17 protein-coding genes and 2 tRNA genes are annotated in these 22,752 nt (G+C 49.0%); 14 read left to right on the top strand and 5 right to left on the bottom strand.

Annotated features, from left to right (window positions below; genetic code table 11):
- Positions 1–39: 39 nt before the first annotated feature.
- Positions 40–2,961, bottom strand: coding sequence for a hypothetical protein (locus AB3R30_RS17580; protein WP_458650511.1), 2,922 nt, complete (start codon positions 2,959–2,961; stop codon positions 40–42).
- Between the two features lie 345 nt (positions 2,962–3,306).
- Between AB3R30_RS17580 and AB3R30_RS17575 the strand changes: the two genes are divergently transcribed.
- Positions 3,307–3,966 carry a bifunctional 4-hydroxy-2-oxoglutarate aldolase/2-dehydro-3-deoxy-phosphogluconate aldolase gene (locus tag AB3R30_RS17575; RefSeq protein ID WP_458650510.1) on the top strand — a complete coding sequence of 220 codons (660 nt, stop codon included), beginning with the start codon at positions 3,307–3,309 and terminating at the stop codon, positions 3,964–3,966.
- A 131-nt stretch (positions 3,967–4,097) separates the two neighbouring features.
- The gene (locus AB3R30_RS17570) at positions 4,098–4,640 is read left to right on the top strand and encodes a L,D-transpeptidase (protein ID WP_458650509.1); all 543 of its coding nucleotides are present in this window, start codon (positions 4,098–4,100) and stop codon (positions 4,638–4,640) included.
- A 10-nt stretch (positions 4,641–4,650) separates the two neighbouring features.
- Here AB3R30_RS17570 and AB3R30_RS17565 read toward each other — a convergent pair.
- Positions 4,651–4,723: transfer RNA gene (locus AB3R30_RS17565), tRNA-Arg, on the bottom strand.
- A gap of 359 nt (positions 4,724–5,082) precedes the next feature.
- Here AB3R30_RS17565 and AB3R30_RS17560 point away from each other — a divergent pair.
- From AB3R30_RS17560 to AB3R30_RS17550, 3 genes are all read left to right on the top strand, one after another.
- Positions 5,083–5,745, top strand: coding sequence for an Npun_F0813 family protein (locus tag AB3R30_RS17560; RefSeq protein ID WP_458650508.1), 663 nt, complete (start codon positions 5,083–5,085; stop codon positions 5,743–5,745).
- Between the two features lie 154 nt (positions 5,746–5,899).
- Entirely contained in the window at positions 5,900–6,994 is a 1,095-nt protein-coding gene (locus AB3R30_RS17555; RefSeq protein ID WP_458650507.1) for a hypothetical protein, read from the top strand.
- A gap of 125 nt (positions 6,995–7,119) precedes the next feature.
- Complete coding sequence (locus AB3R30_RS17550) at positions 7,120–8,208, top strand: hypothetical protein (protein WP_458650506.1); 1,089 nt, start codon at positions 7,120–7,122, stop codon at positions 8,206–8,208.
- A 3-nt stretch (positions 8,209–8,211) separates the two neighbouring features.
- Here the strand turns inward: AB3R30_RS17550 and AB3R30_RS17545 are convergent, their stop codons facing one another.
- Together AB3R30_RS17545 and arsS are read right to left on the bottom strand one after the other, a co-directional pair.
- Positions 8,212–8,448, bottom strand: a complete 237-nt coding sequence (locus AB3R30_RS17545; protein ID WP_458650505.1) for a lipopolysaccharide assembly protein LapA domain-containing protein — start codon at positions 8,446–8,448, stop codon at positions 8,212–8,214.
- 72 nt (positions 8,449–8,520) lie between these two features.
- The gene (gene arsS / locus AB3R30_RS17540; RefSeq protein ID WP_458650543.1) at positions 8,521–9,606 is read right to left on the bottom strand and encodes an arsenosugar biosynthesis radical SAM (seleno)protein ArsS; all 1,086 of its coding nucleotides are present in this window, start codon (positions 9,604–9,606) and stop codon (positions 8,521–8,523) included.
- A gap of 388 nt (positions 9,607–9,994) precedes the next feature.
- Here arsS and AB3R30_RS17535 point away from each other — a divergent pair, with 388 nt between their 5' ends.
- The 9 genes from AB3R30_RS17535 to AB3R30_RS17495 all read left to right on the top strand — a co-directional run bounded on the left by AB3R30_RS17535 (position 9,995) and on the right by AB3R30_RS17495 (position 21,898).
- On the top strand, positions 9,995–11,191 hold the full coding sequence (locus tag AB3R30_RS17535; RefSeq protein ID WP_458650504.1) for a glycosyltransferase: 1,197 nt from the start codon (positions 9,995–9,997) through the stop codon (positions 11,189–11,191).
- 175 nt (positions 11,192–11,366) lie between these two features.
- Positions 11,367–14,123, top strand: coding sequence for a class I SAM-dependent DNA methyltransferase (locus AB3R30_RS17530; RefSeq protein ID WP_458650503.1), 2,757 nt, complete (start codon positions 11,367–11,369; stop codon positions 14,121–14,123).
- A 60-nt stretch (positions 14,124–14,183) separates the two neighbouring features.
- A complete protein-coding gene (locus AB3R30_RS17525; RefSeq protein ID WP_458650502.1) occupies positions 14,184–14,462 on the top strand; it encodes a DUF2281 domain-containing protein in 279 nt (92 codons plus the stop codon).
- On the top strand, positions 14,459–15,034 hold the full coding sequence (locus AB3R30_RS17520) for a type II toxin-antitoxin system VapC family toxin (protein WP_458650501.1): 576 nt from the start codon (positions 14,459–14,461) through the stop codon (positions 15,032–15,034). Before AB3R30_RS17525 ends, AB3R30_RS17520 begins: the two co-directional genes overlap by 4 nt.
- A gap of 15 nt (positions 15,035–15,049) precedes the next feature.
- Positions 15,050–17,143, top strand: a complete 2,094-nt coding sequence (locus tag AB3R30_RS17515) for a DEAD/DEAH box helicase (protein WP_458650500.1) — start codon at positions 15,050–15,052, stop codon at positions 17,141–17,143.
- Positions 17,136–18,359, top strand: coding sequence for a GIY-YIG nuclease family protein (locus tag AB3R30_RS17510; protein WP_458650499.1), 1,224 nt, complete (start codon positions 17,136–17,138; stop codon positions 18,357–18,359). Before AB3R30_RS17515 ends, AB3R30_RS17510 begins: the two co-directional genes overlap by 8 nt.
- A gap of 182 nt (positions 18,360–18,541) precedes the next feature.
- Positions 18,542–18,618: transfer RNA gene (locus tag AB3R30_RS17505), tRNA-Met, on the top strand.
- 138 nt (positions 18,619–18,756) lie between these two features.
- Entirely contained in the window at positions 18,757–20,418 is a 1,662-nt protein-coding gene (locus tag AB3R30_RS17500; protein WP_458650498.1) for a slr1306 family protein, read from the top strand.
- Positions 20,393–21,898: a DUF697 domain-containing protein gene (locus AB3R30_RS17495; RefSeq protein ID WP_458650497.1), complete on the top strand. Its 1,506-nt coding sequence runs from the start codon at positions 20,393–20,395 to the stop codon at positions 21,896–21,898. The genes AB3R30_RS17500 and AB3R30_RS17495 overlap by 26 nt, the downstream gene beginning before the upstream one ends.
- A 3-nt stretch (positions 21,899–21,901) precedes the next feature.
- On the opposite strand, the gene AB3R30_RS17490 is transcribed toward AB3R30_RS17495, so the two are convergent.
- Positions 21,902–22,420: a hypothetical protein gene (locus tag AB3R30_RS17490; RefSeq protein ID WP_458650496.1), complete on the bottom strand. Its 519-nt coding sequence runs from the start codon at positions 22,418–22,420 to the stop codon at positions 21,902–21,904.
- Between the last annotated feature and the right edge of the window lie 332 nt (positions 22,421–22,752).

Below are 22,752 nucleotides of genomic sequence, written 5' to 3'. Positions count from 1 at the left end.
ACCAACCTAAAGGAACCGTCTTCAGATCCTAGACCGAATCTAGAGATCACTACATTCATCCAGCCAAGCTTGATAGGATTGGGTGAGGCTACTGTCATCCAATTCAATCTCAATACGGATACTTTTGCAGCGATGGCGCAGGGTTTGGGCGATCGCGTCTATTACAGCATTCGCCACTTTAGGAGACTTAAACGTCCCGCTTACTATAGGTTTTTCTGAGACTGTGAGATCTACCGTGGGATCTAATGGGGGAACGCCCAACTCCAGTGAGTCCTGAGCCGGAACATTGCTCAGGTCTGAAATATCTGCATTACTATCTGCATCCTCTAAAGCAGATGTTTCCTCTACCGGAAGCGTTGAGCGATCGCGGGATGCCCGATCCCCTAATCCGGCTAATCCTGCTAAGATGCCAGATGCTGCTGCCATGCCTGCTGCCGGATCGACAAATCCCATGGTGGAGGTAGAAAAATTAAACTCGTCTGAGACACTTTGTGGAGTATCACCTGGATTATCAAACAAGCTATCGAGGGCAAAGTTTCCAGTTTCAAACTCACCGCCCAAATTCGTCAGGTTCTCTAATTCTCCCGCTTCCGCAAAGGATAGATCGGCAACGCTACCAAATGTGTCAGCTAGATTGTCTGTAGGCAGATCGGCTGTAGGTAGATCATCGGTAAATTCAATCGTACTCAGGCTGGCAGTGGTTTCTGGTTCGCGTTCAATGCGATCGTCTTGAAGAGTGAATTCACTTAGGTTATTGGTTTCGGCGATCGCAAAGTCTGTCCCAAACTCATCTTCCAGAGATAAATCCACATCAAAGACGGTATCAAGCTCTAAATTCGCCAGATTATCTGCATTCAGTGCATTTTCTGGCGATGCCCAGGCTAAGTCAGATAGAGCCTCTGTCTCTGATGGAAGGTCTTCAGAAACGCTAGGGGCGATCGCGTCTACGGATACCTCTATAAACGAGGTTGGTATCTCACCCACGCTCAAATCTAAGTCTGATCTTGACTGATCAACTGTTGACTGATCGGCAAGATCATTTGAGAAGTCATCGCTAAGAGAAAAGTCTAGATTAGGGAGGTCAGCGATCTCGTTAGATTCAAATCCTAACTCTGTTGAATCTGATTCAAATTCTAAATCTGTCGAGTTTAGCGACAAATCTAGATCAGCTAATTCGCCTGCCAATCCCAACTCAAGCCCGCTGCCTGTATCCATTTGAGGCGGCTCGAAAGAGTCATCAGGGTTTAGTTCAAACAACTCATTTGATCCTGGTTCGTCCTCTGTTTCGTCAACCCACGATAATCCGGAGTCAGCATCAATCAGATTTTCGCCGAGATTCAAATCCAAATCGGGTAACTCACTCGCTGAGTCAGCGGTTGAGCTATCTGAGAATCCAAAATCCTCCAGAGATACTGCTTCTAAAGATTCTAAAGGTGCCAGTGCTGTATCTGGGAATCCAAAATCTTCCAAAGACGCTGCTTCTGAGAATGCATCTAGATCGGACAAACTCTCAAGCGTAAAATCAGTAGTAGACTCAGCTTCGCCAGAATCGGCGGATAGCAAAAACTCTTCGGCATTTTCATGAATGGTGTCTACCGAAAAGCTATCTGCCAAGGAACTACTAGCGGACAAGTCCTCAAATTCATTTTGAACTTCCGCATCAGTGAATAAATCAGCCGTTGATGAATCTTGAGATGCCTGTTCCCATAAGGCAAATCCAGGTTCTGATGTTTCGTCTAATTCATCTAGCAAGAATGCTGGAGATTCTAACTCGTCGTTAGACAAATCAGGCAAAGGACTGTTTTCAGAGGAAGAACCATAGCCTGAAACAAGCTGGTCTGTAGGGCTGACCAACTCAGACCAATCATCCTCTGGAGAATTAGTGGTGATGAATTCGGCAGTAGATTCGTTGTCTAGCGAAAAGTTTTCTAGCGGCAAAAGTTCTATTTCTGATAGTTCAGGGAGTTCCAGAGAAGCTGCTAGATCGTTTTGATCGGTTGATGGAGTGGTTGAAAGCCAATCGTTATCTAGCGACTCTAAGGATTCCATTGATGATCTTTCGACGGAGGTGGCAAAATCATCAACGGTTTCGGGCATCACTGAATCGGATGCAAATAAATCTTCTTCTAGCGCAGCAAAATCATCAGCAGGCTCGGCGAACAGTGAATCTGCTGTGAATGAATCTGTGAATGAGTTGTCTTCTAGGGAGGCGAAATCATCTGTGGATTCGGTGAATAGGGAATCTGCTGTGAATGAATCGTCTTCTAGTGATAGGGTTTCTTCTGTCGCAGCAAAATCATCAGTGGATTCGGCGAACAGTGAATCTGCTGTGAATGAGTTGTCTTCTAGGGAGGCGAAATCATCTGTGGATTCGGTGAACAGTGAATCTGCTGTGAATGAATCGTCTTCTAGTGATAGGGTTTCTTCGGGCAGTGATAGGGTCTCTTCGGGTGCAGGATGGGCGATCGCGCTTCCTCCCATCAAGGTTGCCGCCGCCGCTGCGTCATAGGATAACGGGGGTTGATTAGAAGGTAGAGGTGCTGAAGGGTTTGGTTCGGCACGGTTCGTGAAACGATCTCCATAGGAATCGCTGGATTCTAAAGGCGTATATTGTGGCAAAAAGTCAACATCAGCTTTGACAATATTCACAAAGACGGCATGAGTCTGAACGCTCACCTTTTTAATCCGACGACCATTGAGTAAAACGGATGCATTGTTTTCTGTTGTGCCCAATGGTGCAAAGACTAAATTAAGCTGATGAGTGTCGTCTAAGATTAAGTCTTGAATTTCACCGATGGGTTGACCTAGCTCATCTATTACCGTGAAATTGTTTAGCTTACTTTTCAAATTATTGAGATTTTCCATCAAGGCAGTGATGCGAACGGCTTCGTCATGCGGATTGCGATCGCCTTCCAACAGGTCTGAAGATTCCGATGGGTTAGGGGAAGATGGATGAGTCATTGTTCGGCTTTATTAAAGAGGGTAACGGTCAGTCCACCAGCGGCTGGAATGAAATCAATTAAGTTCGTTGTTTATGTCGATGAATGGGTGGAATCTCTCTAGTTTTTTATCTGCGTGTCACCGCAGGGAATGATTCCTAAAGGTAGTTACTATGATATTAAAGATTCTTGATTCAAGCGTTTTCTTGTAGTAAGTCGGTCAAGATAGTTCTATTTTATTAAGTTTTACTAATTGCTCCTTAAAAGTTGGTGAACTAAGTTGAAAAATCCTCTCGCTTTACTGAATTGACGATTTAGCCAGGATTCCCCAAAAAATAGGAAATTTGTCATTTGAGAGGGGGTGAATATGAATACTCAACTTTGGTTGTCGTTGCTTTGGCAGCAGCGTGTGATTGCGGTAGTCCGCAGTGGTCGGTTGGAACAGGGCATTCAAATGGCGAAGGCGGTTGCGGCTGGAGGCATTCAGTTGATAGAAGTGACCTGGAATAGCGATCGCGCTCCAGAGTTAATCGCCCAATTGCGTGCTGAGTTGCCTCAGTGCTGGATTGGCGCAGGCACCTTGCTAACAGTGGCTCAGCAGCAAGAGGCGATCGCGGCAGGCGCGCAGTTCCTTTTTACCCCACACGTCGATATCAGCATGATCAAAACTGCCGCTGAGCAAGAAATCCCGTTGGTTGCTGGTGCCCTTTCTCCCACTGAAATTGTGCAAGCATGGCAAGCGGGGGCAGCGAGTGTCAAAGTTTTCCCGATAGAAGCAATGGGTGGAGTTGCCTATATTCAAGCATTACGCGCGCCGTTGAGTAATATTCCGCTCATTCCCACCGGAGGGATCACGCTCGAAAATACACCTGCATTTTTGCAAGCTGGCGCGATCTCAGTTGGGCTATCCAGCGATTTATTTCCCAAAACTGCTTTATTACAAGAAAACTGGGAGGCGATCGCCCTGAGAGCAAAAAACCTCATCCAAAGAACCCAGCATAATCAGCAAAACCCTCTGAAGCCTTGAATGAATTTCTTCAACTCAAAACTAAGACCTCAAAACTCAAAACTCCACCCACTCGTTTCTCCGTCAACTCGTTTAGCAATCCTTAAGCTTTGCGATCGCCCCCTTTCATCTGTCTCATTTCTTGGCTTACGATGGGCACAAAGCTATCAATTAAGCCTGTGAATCGCCAGTTTTTTCGTCACTGCTGTGGAGTGTGGATTAGTTCACTGATTGCGATCGGGCTAGAGCCTTTATCATCCAACCTCATTTGGGCACAAGACCCTTCTTTTCAACTTGCCCAACAAACACCAATCTCGCAACTTAAAAAGTTAAAGCAATCTGGAGAACGCTGGATTGAGATTGATTTATCCAAGCAGCGCCTCATTGCTTGGGAAGGAAAGCGCCCCGTTTATGCCGTAATTGTCTCCACAGGTAAATCTTCCACCCCAACCCCAACTGGCGTATTTTCAATCCAAACGCGCTATCGCACCACTCGCATGAGTGGCGAGGATTATGATATTCCCGATGTGCCCTATGCCATGTTCTATCATCGTGGCTACGCTATCCATGGAGCAAATTGGCATAACAACTTTGGAACTCCTGTTAGCCATGGCTGCACAAACGTAGCCGTTAACCACGCCCGCTGGATTTACAATTGGGCAAGTGTAGGAACTCCAGTTGTAGTGCGAGATTAGCAAGTTTCAACGGATCCTACAGGATTCGAACCTGTGACCGATCGCTTAGAAGGCGATTGCTCTATCCACTGAGCTAAGGATCCATTCTTTAGAGCAAAGTTAGAATAAACATACTCTATTTAGAGTATCAGCTTACAATATCGCTGTTTAGTTTGCGTCCTCTAGAGAGTGTCTTTTGCGTCCTCTAGAGAGTGTCTTACGTTACAATCAGCAAAATTTTGGAGGGGTTCACCATGATGCATCCAAGATTTTGAGGATGTTCTGAGTTTTGAGCCGAAAAACGGCAAATTCTTAAGGTAAGGTTTGAGATAAGCCTCAACCCACCTTGTTGTTTTTAACTAGTTCCCTACCGATATGATAACTAGTTCCCTACCGATATGATAAGATTGCCCATCTCTCAAAACAAGCAAATGAAGCCCTGACAGGAGTAATTGCTAGCGTCATGTTTATTCTGAAGCGGCAGGATGTTGAGATTTCTAGCGTTCAGCACCCCAAACGGGATCAGCAAGTTCCCATCCTGACCTATCAGGGGCAAACTTTCCGATTGATTAGCGTTTTTAATGCTGCTCAGGAAGAAGATGCAAAGGCATTTTGGCGTGACCTAACGGATAACCAGGGAAAAGCCTGTGTGTTGTTGGAAGAACCCGATCGCTACAGCGTGTGGGGCAAAATTCGACTCGAGCAGTTTGCCACTGAAGCTGACCATGAAGTCTCTCTAAATCCTGCTTATGTCAAAGGTGCCCTGCTCATGCTGCAAGCCGTATTTATCGATATTGAAGACCTATTAGGTAATCGACAAGCGGGTCTTTTTCAAAAAGATATTTCTGAAGTGTTTAAGCAGTGGCGCTTTCCCCAAGCAGTGACCCCCGATGCCGTCAAGTATTTGCTTACCGTAGATCCCCTGAATGCGGCTAGTCTACCCGCGTGGCAAGAGCATCATCTTAATACTTTGTTGCAAGAACTCCATCGGGTCGGTAAGTCCTATTTTGGAAATACTACGTTCGCGCAGCGGTCAATTGATGCACTGCAAGATTTACCCTCCAACGAGCAAAGTCAAGTTTCCACCTGGTTAAATCAATCTCCATTGGGCAAACTGTGGCGATAGATTGGCGATAGAGTGTGGCGACAGATTAAAGAATCTTTGATTAATGTGCTACAAACCTCTAACTTTATGCGACTCTTGCTGGATATGTTTTTATTTTTGCTTTGTTTTTGCAAGTCGTCCTGTTTCTGACGCAGCTACCCCCAGGAATTAATCTATGAGCAGTGCAGACAAGTCCTCGGACAAACCATTTCTATCGGTTCAAACTATTGTCTTAGCTGAGATTGGCTGGGCGGTCTTAGCCTTATTATTTTTCCTGTTATTTGGTGTAAAAGCTCCCCAAGAGGAGCGATCGCTGTTGTATTCCTGGGGAACCTCCATTTTTGAAGCAGTTGCTTTCCTCGTTGCCGCGTTGCTGTGTTTTCGGAACTGGCGCAGTTCGCAAATTGTCAGTGGGCGCGGGGTTTGGCTGGGCATTGGGCTAGGCACGTTTTTTTACTTTCTTGGTAATCTATTGTTTAGCTATTGGGAGTTAGTTTTAGGGCTAGAGGCGGCGGTTTCTCCAGGAGACTTTTTCTTTGTCTTGGCTTACATTTTTCTGGTCTGGGGGATGTTTCAGGCAGTATTTTCTAGGCGGTTAAATTTGGAGCTTTGGCAGAAAGGAGTGATTGTGGCGATCGCAGTGGTTGGGATCGCGATCGCCATTGTGCTATCCACCGCCAAACCTGCGGAGCAGCCAGCCGCACAGCTAGACCTGGGTTATGTGGCTGAAGCCCCTAGACTCGAAGCCATTCCAGGCTTTCCGTTGGAAAGATCTGTCTTAGCGATCGTTTCAACCGCTCAACCGTTAGATTTTCCTGTTTTCAATCTTTCTGCTGTCGCTGAAAACGTCTTGGCAAAGGTGATGGCACAAGCAGCCCCGGCAGCCCCAGCAGCCGCACCGCCCCAAAAACCGCAAGCACCAGAGTGGGCATTGAGTTTGGAACAACAGTTGACACCTTTGGCACTGCCGCTCAACTGGTTTTATCTGCTCTGTGATGTGCTGCTGCTGGTTTTGGCGACCACCTTGTTGCTGGCGTTTTGGGGCGGACGGTTTTCCCAATCTTGGCGGATGATTGCGGCGGCGGCTTTTTGTTTATACATTGCGGATATTTGGTTTAAATATGCGACAACAAGCTTGGCGGATTATAAGAGCGGGGGATTACCAGAAGTATTCTGGGTGTTTAGTGGTGTGCTGTTTGGAATCGGGGCTGCGCTAGAATATGATCTCTCCATCCGCTCTCGTCGGGCTGGTTCTCGCCGCCGTGCTTAATCGAAACACCCATCCGGCTAAAGCCGCCGTAAATTTGGTAGGATTCGCTTGTCAACCTCCTGTTAGATTGTAAATTCGGAATACAATGAAGCAGGCGATCGCCGCTTCTTCACAGCTTGCTTTAAATGATTGCTAAAAAACTTTCCGACTCTGAAAAAAACGAAGTCATTGAACTTTATCGGCAGTTGGGTGAGACGACCTCAACCTTGGCAGGTCGCTATAGCGTTAGCACTTCCACCATTAGCCGTATTCTAAAAAGCGCCTTACCAGCAGACGAGTATGAAGTGCTGATTCAGCAAAAGCGTCAAGCTCTTCGCTCAAACGAGTATTTGCCGCTGCTGCAAGCACCCATAGCAGAGCAACAGGAGCCTAGTGTTCAATCGCCCAATATTTCAAAAACGGTCAACATAGCGGTTACTGAGCCGGAAAGGGCGATCGCAGAGCAGCCTGTTGTGCCTGAAACTATCCAAAGGCACCCCACCGATGGGCAGTCTACAGCGGATTTGGCAATAGTCGAATCGGTTGAACCGACTAGAATCGAGTCCATTGAACCGCCTTTAGCCATTAAGCCACCTGATCTGAAAAGTGGTCCTATTTTGAAACGGCGATCGCAAAAACCGTTGCCTGACGAAGACGAAAGCGAATTTGATTTGCCTGTTGCAAAAGCTGCTTTGCCCGATCTTTCTCCTAAAGTCAGTGTAGGGAAAAGATTTGAGTCTGAGTCTGAGTCTGAAGTATTGAAAGAAATTCTTGCAGAAGAAATTCTTGACTTAGACGAGGACGATGACCTTGATGATGATCTTGAGGACGAGGACGAGGACGATGATGATTTTGATGATGATTTGTCGAAACCTCTGTTTGCAACAAGCAAATTAGCCGATGGAGCCATCATCCAAATTTTGCCCTTAGCAGAGGCTTTGATTCCTCGCACTTGCTATCTAGTGATTGATCGCGCATCAGAATTAATCGCGCCACTTCTGCAAGACTTCGGCGATTTAGGGCAAATTCCTGAAGAAGAGACCCAGAACAAAATTCTGCCAGTATTTGACAATCACCGAATTGCTAAACGGTATTCCAATCCTCGAACGCAGCGGGTGATCAAACTTCCAGATGGCAGAATCTTACAGAAAACCTATTCTCATCTCAAAGCCAAAGGCATTTCGCGTTTATTGATTGATGGACGGGTCTATGATTTGACCGGGAGTGAAGACTAGCACTCAATCCTCTTCATAAGGACGCTGCAAAGAAGAAGTGAGCATCAGTTGAACGATCGCCATACCCACCATGCCAATGCCTACGCTAAACGCCAGCACTAGCCCCAGTGGAATTTCAACCGACTGAAACGCTAACAAGCTGAGTTTTACTGGCGTAAAGTTTTGCACAGAAAGAATTGCGATCGCGCCCACCCACGTAGCCGCAATCAGTGAGATCAACACAATGGGCAGCATTTTCATAACGCTTCGTCCAACAGCACAGTGATTCTAGGCTAGCGTGTTTCTCAGCGATTGATCCGGGCAATAAAAGAGTCACGATTCTTTTATTGAGCCGCCACAAGAACTTCCTGCCCCAGCCGTGCAGCCGAAGCAATGCCGCCCGGTAACAATTTCTCGCTGCGCCAGCCACTCTAGATGAAAGTCGCGAATATGCATTCTCTGTCCATTGGTCGGCTGCCCATTTGTTGGCTGACAGTCTAATTCCAGCATTTGGTTGAAGTCACAGTCAAACAGCCGACCATCCCAAGACACAGAAAGCGTGTTGCGGCACATGAGTCCGGCGATCGTGGTTGGATTAAAGGAATTGACCAACAGTTCCATATAGCGCTGCAAATTATTTGATGACTCTAGCCATTCCAAATAGCGCGAAATTGGCATATTGTTTAAGCTGATCAAGCGATCGAAGGTGATGCCGTGATGCTTCAATAATCCCGCTTTCCACTCCTGCTCCAAGCTTGCTTGCGAACTAGATAGGAAAGCTCCTACTGGGTTACTCATCAGGGTCAAGCAACGGGTTGGATCGCCTTGCCCATAGCCCACAGCATTCAATCGCTTTAAGGCTGCGATCGATTTTTCAAACGTGCCATCTCCCCGCTGAGCATCAGTGTTGCGCTGACGATAGTGGGGCAAAGAGCAAACGATTTCAACGTGGCGTTCTGCTAACCACTGCGGCAAGTCTTGCATCGTGGGCAACAAAAGTACGGTAAGGTTGCAGCGATCGATCACCTTTTTGCCCCGTTGAGCGCATTCATCGACTAAGTCGCGAAAATGAGGATTAAGTTCTGGGGCACCACCCGTTAAATCAATCGTATGTACAGCAATCTGGTCGATCGCCGCAAGGCAAGCGTTGACCGTCTCTCGATCCATCACTTCTTTGCGATCGGGGGCTGCATCCACATGACAATGGCGGCAAGTCATATTGCATAATTTGCCAAGATTAATTTGAAAAATCTCTAGTTCTGCGGGCTGTAACGCTTGCCAATTGTGGGCAGCCAGGGCTGTGGCAAAGTTGCCCTGATGCGGTGAGGTAGAAAGCGGCAGCGAGTTTAAGCGTGTTTGTTGATAGTCAGCCGATGCAAGGGGCGATCGCCGTTGTTGCAGAGAAGTAGTCACCAAAATTTCTGTTGAGAGTGCTTAGACTACGATAGATGATTCCTCATAAAAGATTTTCCTCAATTATTCAGTCATTTAATCGAGTCATTGTTGCAGCATTATTTAATTTCCGTAACTTTCCCGATGGATTAGATATTTGTTTCCTTAAGTCTCGGTATTTCACGATGCCACTTTAAAGAAAAACTGTTAGAACATTGGGCAACTTCTCAAAGCAACTTTTGGCTAACCGCCTATCACAGTACAAGGAAAGGTCAAGCCAACCACCACCCGTTCTTTGCTATTTTTCAAGGAGCTTTGTGTCCTAACCTATTTATCCGTTGCCATACAGTCATCTTCCTAGAGCATTTGACAAGCTTATACAGATTTTTCTATTCCCTTTCTAGCGATCTTGCGAATGAATATTGCCTATCTTGTGAATCAATATCCCAAAACCAGCCACAGCTTTATTCGTCGAGAAATCGTGGCTCTAGAAGCTGCTGGAGTACCAATTGCCCGTTTTTCCATTCGATCGCTGGCGGCTGAAATTATTGACGAAGCCGACAAACAAGAAGCGAACAAAACCCGGTATGTCCTAAAGGAAGGTGTTTCTGGCTTGCTGAGCAGCACAATTAATGTGGCTTTAAAGCATCCATTGCGCTTTTTAAAGGCGGTCAAATTAGCGTATACCGTAGGGCACTCATCCGATCGCGGCTTAGCTTACCACTTTGCCTATCTCGCAGAAGCCTGTGTTCTATTGCGTTGGTTCACCCAAGCAAAAATTTCCCATGTTCATACTCACTTTGGCACCAACTCAGCAACCGTCGCCATGTTGTGCCGTGAGTTGGGCGGTCCAACCTACAGCATCACGGTTCATGGTCCTGAGGAATTTGATAAGCCTCAAGCGATTTCCTTAACAGAAAAAATTGAACATGCTGCTGTTGTTGTTGCCGTTTGCTCCTTTGGTCGGAGTCAACTGTATCGCTGGTGTAGCTATCAACAGTGGGCAAAAATTCAGGTTATTCGTTGTGGAGTCGATGAAATGTTTTTGAAACAACCCTACACACCTCTCCCAACGCAGCCGCGTTTTGTTTGTGTTGGGCGCTTGAGTGAGCAAAAAGGACACCTCCTGTTGGTTGAAGCAGCCGGTCAACTTGCAGCCGAAGGGCATGATTTCAAACTGGTGCTGGTGGGTGATGGTTCTTTAAGACCGCAAATTGAATCAATGATTCACCAGTTTCATTTAGAAAATCATGTTGAAATCACAGGCTGGGCAACGAATGAACAGGTTCAACAGCAAATTTTGGCAGCCCAAGTGATGCTCGTTCCAAGCTTTGCAGAAGGATTGCCCGTGGTAATTATGGAATCGTTGGCGCTGTGCCGCCCGGTGATTAGCACCTACATTGCAGGAATTCCTGAACTGGTTCAACCGGGTAAGTCTGGCTGGCTAGTGCCCTCTGGGTCGGTGAGCGCATTAAAGGAAGCCATGCAAGTCGCCATTCATACGCCGCTGGATCAGCTAGAACAAATGGGCAAAACTGGCGCAAAACTGGTCGCTCAAAATCATAATGTGGCGATCGAAGCAAAAAAACTTGCCGCCTTATTCGGGCGCTAGTGGATTCTGCCTTTGCTGCGCTCACCGTTTAGCTAAGTACTACTAGGTGTAGGTAAAGGAGCCAGTTGCAGGCGCGATCGCATCATTGCAACCTCTATCATTGAAAATCAGGGTAAGATTTCCAGATTGCGTTGAGAAGCAATAATCAAGCCCCTGAGCGATTCGTGGTCGAACTATGAATGCAGTCGAAATCGAAGAAGCCGTTTCCCGGCTTGCTGAAGCGCCCTTTGACTCAGAAGAGTTCCCCTTTGCCTTTCTCGAAGCGTTTGGGAACAAGCCGACGACGATCAAGCGACTCAGAAGCAATAGCTCGAACCAATCTGACCTGCCGGGTGGGGTACTTCAGCGTAACAATATCCATTTACAGGTTTGCCAGTCAGGTGAGGTGCCAAACACTCTCTCAGCCTTACGAGAGAGCAAGGCGACGGCTCGGCACAAGGCTAAGTTTATCCTGGCTACCGATGGCAAAAGCTTTGAGGCGGAAAATCTTGTTGATGGGGAGACGATCGCCTGCAATTATCCAGACTTTCATGAACACTTCGGGTTTTTCTTGCCATTGGCGGGGATTACGACGGTTAAGCAGATCCGGGAGAATGCCTTTGATATCAAGGCTACGGGTCGCCTTAATCGCCTTTATATTGAGCTACTGAAAGATAACCCGGAATGGGACAAAGCGGAGCGCCGGGAGGAGTTGAACCACTTCATGGCGCGGCTGATTTTCTGTTTCTTTGCCGAAGATACGAATATTTTTCATAGTAATGGTCTGTTCACGGCGACTGTCGCGCAGATGACTGCCAGCGATGCCTCGAATACGCATGAGGTGTTGTCTGAGTTGTTTCGGGCGATGTGTACGCCGCTGAAGGAGCGGAAAGCGGCTCAGATTCGCAATTGGGCGAATGTTTTTCCCTATGTGAATGGGGGTCTTTTTTCGGGTGGCGTGGCGGTGCCCCGTTTTAGCAAGATTGCTCGATCGTATCTGCTGCATGTGGGCAATCTCGACTGGACGAAGATCAATCCCGATATTTTCGGGTCGATGATTCAGGCGATCGCAGAAGATGAGGAGCGGGGGGCGTTGGGGATGCACTATACCAGTGTGCCGAATATTCTCAAGGTGCTAAATCCACTGTTTTTGGATGAGTTGCGATCGCAGCTTGAGTCCGCAGGGGAGAATGTGCGGAAGCTGCTGAATTTGCGATCGCGGCTGGCGCGGATTCGGGTGTTTGATCCGGCTTGTGGGTCGGGGAATTTTTTGGTGATTGCGTATAAGGAGATGCGGAAGATTGAGGCGGAGATTAATTGTCGTCGGGGTGAGAGCGATCGTAAATCCGAGATTCCGCTGACGAATTTTCGGGGAATTGAATTGCGACATTTCTCTTCGGAGATTGCGCGGTTGGCGTTGATCATTGCAGAGTATCAGTGTGATGTGCTGTATCGGGGGGCGCAACTGGCGCTGGCGGAGTTTCTGCCGCTGAAGGCGGATAACTGGATTACCTGTGGCAATGCGTTGCGGCTGGATTGGTTGAGTCTTTGTCCGCCGACGGGGACGGGGGTGAAGTTATTTGCGAATGATTTGTTTGGTACGCCGCTGGATCAGGCGGAGATCGATTTTGAGAATGAGGGCGGGGAAACGTATATCTGTGGGAATCCGCCCTATCTCGGATCGACTTGGCAATCGAGCGAACAGAAGAATGATCTAAAAGGCATTTTCGATGGACGCACTAAGTTGTGGAAGTCGCTGGATTATGTGTCGGGCTGGTTTATGAAAGCGGCGGATTATGGGACGCAAACGACATCAGCCGCAGCGTTTGTGTCTACTAACTCGATTTGTCAGGGGCAGCAGGTGCCGATTCTGTGGACGCTGATTTTTGAGACGGCGCACGAGATCGCTTTCGCGCACACCAGTTTTAAGTGGGCAAACCTTGCAAGTCACAATGCTGGGGTGACGGTAGTAATCGTCGGGATTTCCAATCATGCTGACAAAGTTCGATATTTGATTTCCGTTGAGAATAACGGTGAGACGATCGCAAAGGAAGCCGCAAATATAAATGCCTATTTAGTGGCAAGCTCCAATGTTCAGATTTCAAAGCAAGTAGAGCCTTTATCCAATACAACCGAAATGCTGCGAGGCAATATGCCTTATGACGGTGGAAACTTGCTCCTTTCCACTGATGAGGTGGATATGCTTGGACTTAGTAAAGAACAACGCGATCGCTTCATTCGGCGGATCTATGGATCGGCTGAATTTATTCGCGGTTTATCTCGCTATTGTCTATGGATTGAGGATGAAGATCTAGATGAGGCATTAACCATCGAACCGATCCGGCAACGCATTGAAGGAGTGCGGACAATGCGACTGGCAAGCCGTGATAAGAGTGCGAATGATATGGCTGCGCGTTCCCACCAAATGCGTGAGATGAATATCGGGAAGAAGCAGACCGTCTCAATGCCCCGCGTTTCGTCCGAAAGTCGGAACTATCTTCCGGTCGGGTTAATTGATGCCAAATCCACAGTAACCGACCTTTGTTTCGCTCTCTACGATGCGCCGCTCTGGAACATGGCACTGATCGCCTCCCGCATCCACTTAGTCTGGATCGCCACCGTCTGCGGCAAACTAAAAACCGACTTTCGCTACTCCAACACCTTCGGCTGGAACACCTTTCCCGTCCCCACCCTCACCGATCAAAACAAAGCCGACCTCACCCGCTGCGCCGAAGACATCCTCCTCGCCCGTGAAGCCCATTTCCCAGCCACGATCGCCGATCTCTACAACCCCGCCACCATGCCCGAAAATTTGCGCGAGGCACACGATCTCAACGACGAAATCCTGGAGCGCATCTACATCGGTCGCCGCTTCAAAAACGACACCGAACGCCTCGAAAAACTGTTTGAACTGTATACAAAGATGACCAGCCAACAGGCATCGCCAAAGTAACCCGCCAAACGCAAAACTTAGCCATAATACAGAGAAAAAACCATTCATCCCCATAAAACCATGACAGCCGCCGAAAAGCTCTATCAGCTTATCCAAGCCCTCCCAGAGAACCAAATTAACGAAGTCCTCCACTTCGCCGAATTTCTCCACCAAAAACAATTTACCTCCCCTCAACAGGCTATCCCTTCCGACACCCTCACCGGACTCCGGGGCATCGCCAAACGTGCTGACGCAATTCAGAAGATGCGAGGATTGCTCAAAACAGATCAACCCGCACCCACCGATCAAGATGTAGCCGACATGTTAGAAGAGCGACGACTGGAAAAGTATCTCCCATGAAAATTCTGATTGATACAAACGTCGTTCTAGATTTTCTATTGCAGCGAGAGCTATTCTTTCAAGATGCAGAACACCTATTTCAAGCAGTCGGCAAAGGTCAAGTTATAGGCTACGTCACAGCCACAACCCTGACAGATATTTTCTACATTACGCAATGTGCGACTTTCTTAAAACCGCCTAAAAGAACCCTCACCCTAGCCCTCTCCCGCAGGAGAGGGAACCAGAGATCTCTTGAAAGTCCCTCTCCTGCGGGAGAGGGGTTTGGGGTGAGGGTTCTTAGTTGCACATCGCGTTACATTGCTCGCAGACATACCCAAAGCTTGGAGAAAGCACGGCAAGCCGTCTCAGAGACGCTAATTGCTATGGCTGTTTGTCCAGTAGATGGGGATGTTTTAGAATCAGCGTTGAGTTCTGATTGCGCCGATTTTGAAGATGCGGTTCAGATCTTCAGTGCCATTGCTCAAGGACTGGATGCGATTGTGACTCGCGATGCTCACGGCTTTGTGAATTCGCCCCTATCAACACTAACTGTTAAAGAGTTGTTGACTCAAATCGCTGCAACATCCAGCTAACCCATTAATAATCCTATGAGTAAACCCACTTCCATTCCCTCCGTTTCCGTCACCTACGCTCAAGATGGCACCTCCACAAGCGCCAACGCCCTGGGGATGCGCCCGATGCAGGAACGCGCCTACCAAAAACGCGGCGAACAATATCTCCTGATCAAATCGCCCCCCGCCTCTGGCAAAAGTCGGGCACTGATGTTTATCGCCCTAGACAAACTGGAGAATCAGGGACTCAAACAAGCCATCATCGTTGTGCCAGAGAAAGCGATCGGCTCCAGCTTCCACAACGAACCCCTGAGCCAATTTGGTTTTTGGACAGATTGGCAAGTCGAACCCCGGTGGAACCTCTGCGACGCACCAGGGGGAGACAATGGCGGCAAAGTGGACGCAGTGAAAAAATTCCTCGATAGTGATGCCAAAGTGCTGGTCTGTACCCACGCCACCTTCCGCTTTGCCGTAGACAAGTTTGGCATCGAAGTTTTGGACGATCGCCTGATCGCCGTAGATGAATTTCACCACGTTTCCGCCAACCCCGACAACAAACTTGGCGATCACATCCGCCAGATCATGACCCGCGACAAAACGCATATCGTCGCCATGACCGGCTCCTACTTTCGCGGCGATGCCGAAGCCGTGCTGCACCCCGAAGACGAATCCAAATTTGACACCGTTACTTACACCTACTACGAACAACTCAACGGCTACCAACACCTCAAGCAACTCGACATCGGCTACTACTTTTACTCTGGCAGCTACACCGACGAAATCATGCAGGTACTCAACCCCAACGAAAAAACCATTCTGCACATTCCCAACGTCAACTCCCGCGAGAGTACAAAGGACAAGATCCGCGAGGTCGAACACATCATCGAAGAACTGGGCGAATGGCAAGGCACCGATCCCAAAACGGGATTTCAACTTGTCAAAACCCCCGATGGAAAGGTACTCAAAATCGCTGATCTGGTAGACGACGATTCAACCAAGCGGGATAAAGTCGCCAACGCCCTCAAAGACCCCACCCACAAGCACGATCGCGATCGCGTCGATATCATCATCGCCCTCGGCATGGCGAAAGAAGGCTTCGACTGGATTTGGTGCGAACACGCCCTCACAATCGGCTACCGATCCAGCTTGACGGAGATTATCCAAATCATCGGTCGCGCCACCCGCGATGCACCGGGCAAAACTCGCGCTCGCTTCACCAACCTGATTGCCGAACCCGATGCCACCGAAGCCGCCGTTACCGAAGCCGTAAATGACACTCTAAAGGCGATCGCCGCCAGTCTACTAATGGAGCAGGTACTCGCACCGCGCTTCGAGTTCAAACCCAAGCGCCCTGACAATCAACCCACACCGGGCTTTGACTACGGCGAAGGTGGCTACGATCCGAGCAAGTGCAACGTGGGCGTGAATCCCGAAACGGGTCAAATCCAACTGGAAATCAAGGGATTAGCCGCACCCAAGAGCCAGGAAGCCGAGCGCATCTGCCGCGAAGACTTGACCGAACTGGTGACCGCTTTTGTTCAAGACAAACCCACGATCGAACGGGGTCTATTCGATGAGGAACTGGTGCCGGAGGAATTAACCCAAGTTCGCATGGGCAAAATTGTCAAAGAGAAATTCCCCAATCTAGAGGAAGAGGATCAAGAAGCCATCCGCCAGCACGCGATCGCTGCCCTCAACCTCGTCCAACAAGCAAAGCAAACCGTGAATGAAAGTGATGGAACCTATACTACCAACCCTGCTGCCACCAACCCTAGTAATAGCGAATCGGCGAAAAACACCGCCCTCATTGACGGGGTGCGGCAGTTTGCCCTATCTGTTACCGAGTTAGACATGGATCTAATCGATCGCATCAATCCCTTTGGCGAAGCCTATGCTGTCCTCGCCAAGTCCATGAGCGAAGAACGGCTGCGGCAGGTGGCAGAAGTGATTGCCGCCAAACGGATCACCCTCAGCGTGGAAGAAGCACGGGAATTGACCAAACGGGCGCTGCGGTTTAAACAGGAGAAAGGACGGCTGCCCTGCCTCACAGCAGTCGATCCCTGGGAAAAACGGATGGCAGAAGGGGTTGCCTTCCTACAACGCAAAGTGAAGGAAGAAACGAATGCCTAAGTCTACGTCTAAATACACCACCGATGATGATTTGGAATTGCTCGGCGAATTGGGTGTAGACCTTGCCCCCGAACCATCCGGTCAGCGTTCCGCCAAGGAAGAGCGGATCATCGCAGGCTTCGAGGAGATCGAGCGGTTTGTGGAGGAACAGGGCAGACTGCCCCAGCAGGTCGAGGAGCATGATATTTTCGAGCGGCTTTATGCCGTGCGGCTCGATCGCCTGCGAGAATCGGCGGAATGTCGTGCCGTCTTGGAACCCCTAGACTCTCGCAGATTGCTAGCTGCTGAAGCGAATACCAGCCTCACCCCCGAAGCAGACCTAGACGATGAAACGCTGCTAGCCTCCCTTGGCATTGATGCGACCTCAGAGAACGATGTTACCCATCTCACCCATGTGCGGAGCTTGCGCGACAAAAGTCGTTCGCGCAGCGAAATCAAAGCAGCGGAGGAAATCGCCCAACGGAGTCTCTGCCCAGACTTCGATGAATTCAAACCCATCTTTGACCAAGTGCAGCGTGATTTGGAGATAGGGACTCGGCAAACCATCAAATATCAGGATAATGCGGCAGTCAATCAAGGCGATCTGTTTATCCTCGATGGGCAGAAGGTCATGGTGGTCGATATGGGTGACCCGTTTGTCAGTGATTATGGTCGTCCAGACTGTAGGCTACGGGTGATTTACGACAACGCCACCGAGAGCGACCTGTTGTTGCGATCGCTCCAGCGTGCTTTAAACAAAGATAAGGTCAGTCGCCGTATCACCACCCCAGATTTCGGTCCACTTTTTTCCCACGTTGAAGCAGCGGACGACTTGCCGACTGGCTATATTTACGTGCTGAGGAGCAAATCAGATCACCCCGTCGTTGCAGAGCATCGGTCGGTCATTCACAAAATCGGCGTAACCGGAGGAGACGTGAACCAGCGAGTTGCCAATGCGAAGAAAGATCCCACCTATCTGTTAGCGGACGTGGAAATCGTCGCCACATTCAAATTGGCGAATATCAATCGGCAGGGACTTGAGGCTCTCCTTCAGAATTTTTTCAGCAGTGTTCGATTAGATTTGGAATTGCAGGATCGTTTTGGTATACCCGTAAAGCCGAGAGAGTGGTTCCTCGTTCCACTGGAGGTGATCGAGCAGGTGATTGAAAAAATCAAGGACGGAACCATTGAGCAATTTCGATATGAGCCGAAAACAGCCAGTCTCGCGCGATCGTAATGCCGCCCAAGGGAAGGAATAGCCGCTATGGGAATGCGGTTGTTGCGAGACTATAACTACGAATTCAGACTATGAGAGTTTTATCGTTAAATCTGAAGTTAGGTGAGATCGCCCCAATTCCCGATTAATTTCAAAAATCAGTTGCACGATTCTCGAATCTAACGCTATACTCAATAGGCTAACGCGGGGTAGAGCAGTCTGGTAGCTCGTCGGGCTCATAACCCGAAGGTCCATGGTTCAAATCCATGCCCCGCCACCAAGTAGAAATAACGCCTTGATAAACCCTGTGTTGTCGAGGCGTTGCTTTTTGTATCTGTGGGAATAGACAGAATTGCGCTGAAGCACCCTCCACCTCGGTAGAATGGGAATGCTTTGACTGATGTTCTGAACCCCTGCTATGGCTGAAAAACTGCAACGTCCGCTTGTTATTGGTGGCATTACCCTAGCGATCGCGCTATGGGTGTTGGAGTTTCTCCAGCAAAGCATGGGAGAGTGGGGCATTTATACCGTTGTAGCGTTAGGAATCAGTGGCGGAGTTTGGTGGGTACAGCGGCGATCTCAGCCTTTGGCGATCGAGCCAATTGCCCTCCGCACAGCCGATTCTACTGCGGTGAAGCAGGCGCTAAATGAAGCCAGTCAGGTGATCACCTGTTTACAAGTAGAGCTTGTCGATGCGGAACCCGCCTTGCAAACCGTTGCGCCGCATCTTTCGTTTCTACAAGCCCAAGCCCATCAGATTTCGACTGAAATGCATCGAGACGCTCTACGCCTAATGGTGATGGGCAGTAAAGGCAGCGGCAAAACAACATTGATTCAGCAGTTGCAAGAGGACTGGGCGATTCATGCTTCTAGCCCCGTGGTCCTGTTTGAAGCCCCCAGTTTTGCAGTGAGTAGTGCTGAAGTCGGCGCTGAAGCCGTGGCGTTGAAGCAAGCGACAACCGCAGATTTGCTGCTTTTTTTGGTTACGGGTGATCTGACTGAGTCAGAATTTCAATTGCTGAAACAGTTAGCCGTTCGCAAGCGGACGGTCTTGATTTTCAACAAGCAGGACTTATATTTGCCGCAGGATAGGCAGGCGATTTTGGCGCGAATGCAAGACTGGGCACGGAGTATTGCGTTGCCAGATGTGGTGGCGATCGCGACTGCTCCTAAACCTCTAAAAGTGCGTCAACATCAGCCCGATGGCACGGTGCGGGAATGGTTAGAGGATCAAGTGCCGAATCTAGATGAACTAACCCAACGCCTGACGAGCATTGTGCAGGCAGAAAGCCGTCAACTGGTGATGAGCAGTTCGCTAAACGACGCGATCGCTCTCAAAGCTCAAGCCGTCAATACTTTGAATAGTGTTCGTAAAACTCGCGCCCTGCCTATTATTGAACAGTTTCAATGGATTGCGGCGGCAACTGCCTTTGCTAGCCCAGTTCCAACCCTGGATGTGCTAGCCACGGCTGCTATCAATACGCAAATGATTTTAGATTTAGGCAAGCTGTATCAACAAAACTTTTCCCTCGATCAAGCCCAAAAAGTTGTGACGGCTCTGGGTGGCTTAATCCTGAAGTTGGGCTTAGTGGAACTTTCGACTCGTACCGCTTCTAGCTTGCTGAAAACGAACGCAGTCACTTACATTGCTGGCGGCGGCATTCAGGCGGTGAGTGCTGCCTATCTAACTCGCATGGTGGGACTAGCATTAGTGGAATACTTTCATACTCAAGCCCCTAACCTGATGATGACTGAAGCAAAACCATTGGCGATCGAGCGGTTTAGCCAAGTGTTGCAAACTGTTTTTCAGCAAAACCAGCAAACCAAATTTTTGCAAACCTTAGCCAGTCAGGTGATCGACCGACTGGTGCCAAAGCCTGCTTCACCTAAAATCCCAACTCCAGTCACGCCTGCGATCGCGGCTCCAAGCATTCCTCCAACGGCTGCTCCAGTTTTGCTCCAGCCAATTCCCCTGGCGCGCATGACATTACCTCAGCCAGAACTCCAACTTCTAGATCACAATGGATCTAGTGTTCATGTTGCCCTTGCCGACCTTGACTCAATTCCCTCCGATCGCTAATTCCATTACGTCGCCTGCCGATCCTCAAGGCGTATATTTACAGCGCGCCCGTGTCAGCTTACGTCAAGCGCTCAATCGGTACACTGCCTACTTTCGCGCTGCTAAAACTCGTCCGGTTGAAGCCTCCACCCAAGCACAGATGAAAGTGGATATGGATCAACTGGCGATCGCCCTCAACAAGCTAGAAAATCACATTGCCCGTGTTGCCGTATTTGGATTAGTCAGCCGGGGCAAATCGGCGGTTCTCAATGCCCTCCTTGGCAAAAAAGTATTGCCAACCGGACCGCTCAATGGTGTGACCCAAACCCCCCACGCGATCATCTGGTCACCCACTCCCAAAGACCTCGCCTTACTCGCCTCCCCCTCTTCACCCCTCCACCCCTCCACCCCTCCACCCCTCCACCCCTTAGCCAACCTCCAGATCGAACTAATTGACACCCCCGGCTTAGATGAAATTGACGGGCAAGGACGGGCAGACATGGCGCAAGCGATCGCACGTCAAGCGGATCTGATTTTATTTGTGGTGTCGGGAGACATTACTCGCACCGAATATGAGGCGTTGTGCGACCTGCGCCAAGCCCAGAAGCCGATTTTGCTGGTGTTCAACAAAGTTGATTTGTATCCCGATCAAAGTCGGCAGGAAATTTATCACAGCTTGCAGCAGTTTGCCGCAAAAAGCACGGCAAGGGGTGGAAAAAGTGAATCCTTGCAGCGGTTCCTATCTGCCAATGAAATTATTCTAGTCGCAGCAGAACCTGCGCCCCTACAGGTGCGAGTCGAGCAACCCGATGGACGCATGACCTACGAGTGGGAATCCCCCCCGGTGCAGATTGCCGCCTTAAAACAAAAGATTTTGTCGATCTTGGGCAAAGAAGGGCGATCGCTGATGGCGTTGAATGCGTTAGTGCAAGTGCAGCAGGCGGAATCCCGATTGGCAAGTAACTTAGTGGAATTGCACAACACGGAAGCCGAAGCTTTAATCTGGAAATTTGTGCGATATAAAGCGATCGCCGTTGCCCTTAACCCAATCGCCGTTCTAGACCTCGTGGGCGGTGCCGTCTCCGATCTCGCCATGATTCGCGCCCTCTCAGAGCTTTACGGCTTACCCGTGACTCGTCACGAAGCAGGCAAGCTGTGGAAAACAATTATCCTTAGTTCTGGTAGCGTAATGCTAACGGAAATTGGCAGTGGATTAGTCTTAGGAATGGGCAAAAGTGCTGCTGCTGCTACTTCAGGCGTGGATAGCTCCAGCAGTCTGGCGGTTTATGCGGGAGCCGCGATCGCCCAAGCCAGCCTCGCCGGAGTGGGTGCCTATTCTGTCGGTCGCGCCGTTCAGGTTTACTTAGAACAAGGGTGCAGTTGGGGACCTCAAGGAGCCAATATCGTCATCCAAGATATCTTGAAGCAACTCGACACCAGCACCATCACCTACCGCATCCGCCAAGAACTCACCGATCAGCTAGGATTTCCGCCCATCTAAGCTCTAATTCGTATTCTTCGCACTTGCTTTAGCGGTTTTACTTTCTGGTTCAGCCGAATTTAACGCCTGATCTAGCACAATTCGGGCTTGCTCTGCCTGAATCCGAGCTTCCTTATAGCGCAAATTTGACTGGGCGTAAGTCTTCAGCACCTTAAAGCCCTCTTTCAACGTAGCAATTTCTTCCTCGCTAACTGGCTCATCGCTAAACAGAATGTCTATTTGAGCGCGAATTTGCAGTGCTTCTGTACGAGAATCTTGCAGTTTTAGCTTGAGGGTTGCTAGATTGCTGAGAACTTGCACGGCATGAGTTACCGCATCTTCATCGGTTGTGGCAGGAAGCGTTGTTTCTTTCACTTCAATAAATTGTTGAGGACTAAAACCTTCAGTGAGTTCAGTTGGCAATGTGCCCGCATCCATTAGTTCGATCAACTGATCCATTGCTTTTTCGCGGGCTTTGACAGAATCTTTGCCAGCGACTGTGAAGACGGTTTCTGGACTTTGCGCCAATGTATATTGCACCATAGATTTTACTGTAATAAGTTCTACTGTAATATTTTTGTACTATTTTACCGCTTTTTATGACGGGATAGAGGTTTTGCGATCAAATCATTTATCCAGCCTATCTATCATAGGTTGCGGACTATCCTCAAGGGCGATCGCAAATCTAATCCGATTGGTAGGATGAAGGCACCCTTGAACGCAACTGATCCATGCCTGACTCTGAATCCTCGCGCCCATCTACTCAAAACCCACTGCTGACGCTTAACTACGATCCCGCCCTAGTAGGCTGTCAACTTTATTTTGGTGGATAGATGGGAGAGAATAGAGCGGCAGCTACCTCTGAACCAATCATG

The organism is Sivoneniella epilithica UHCC 1019, from assembly GCF_040830845.1.
Classification (GTDB): Bacteria; Cyanobacteriota; Cyanobacteriia; order Leptolyngbyales; family Leptolyngbyaceae; genus ULC077BIN1.
This window is presented reverse-complemented; position numbering and strand designations above follow the sequence as displayed.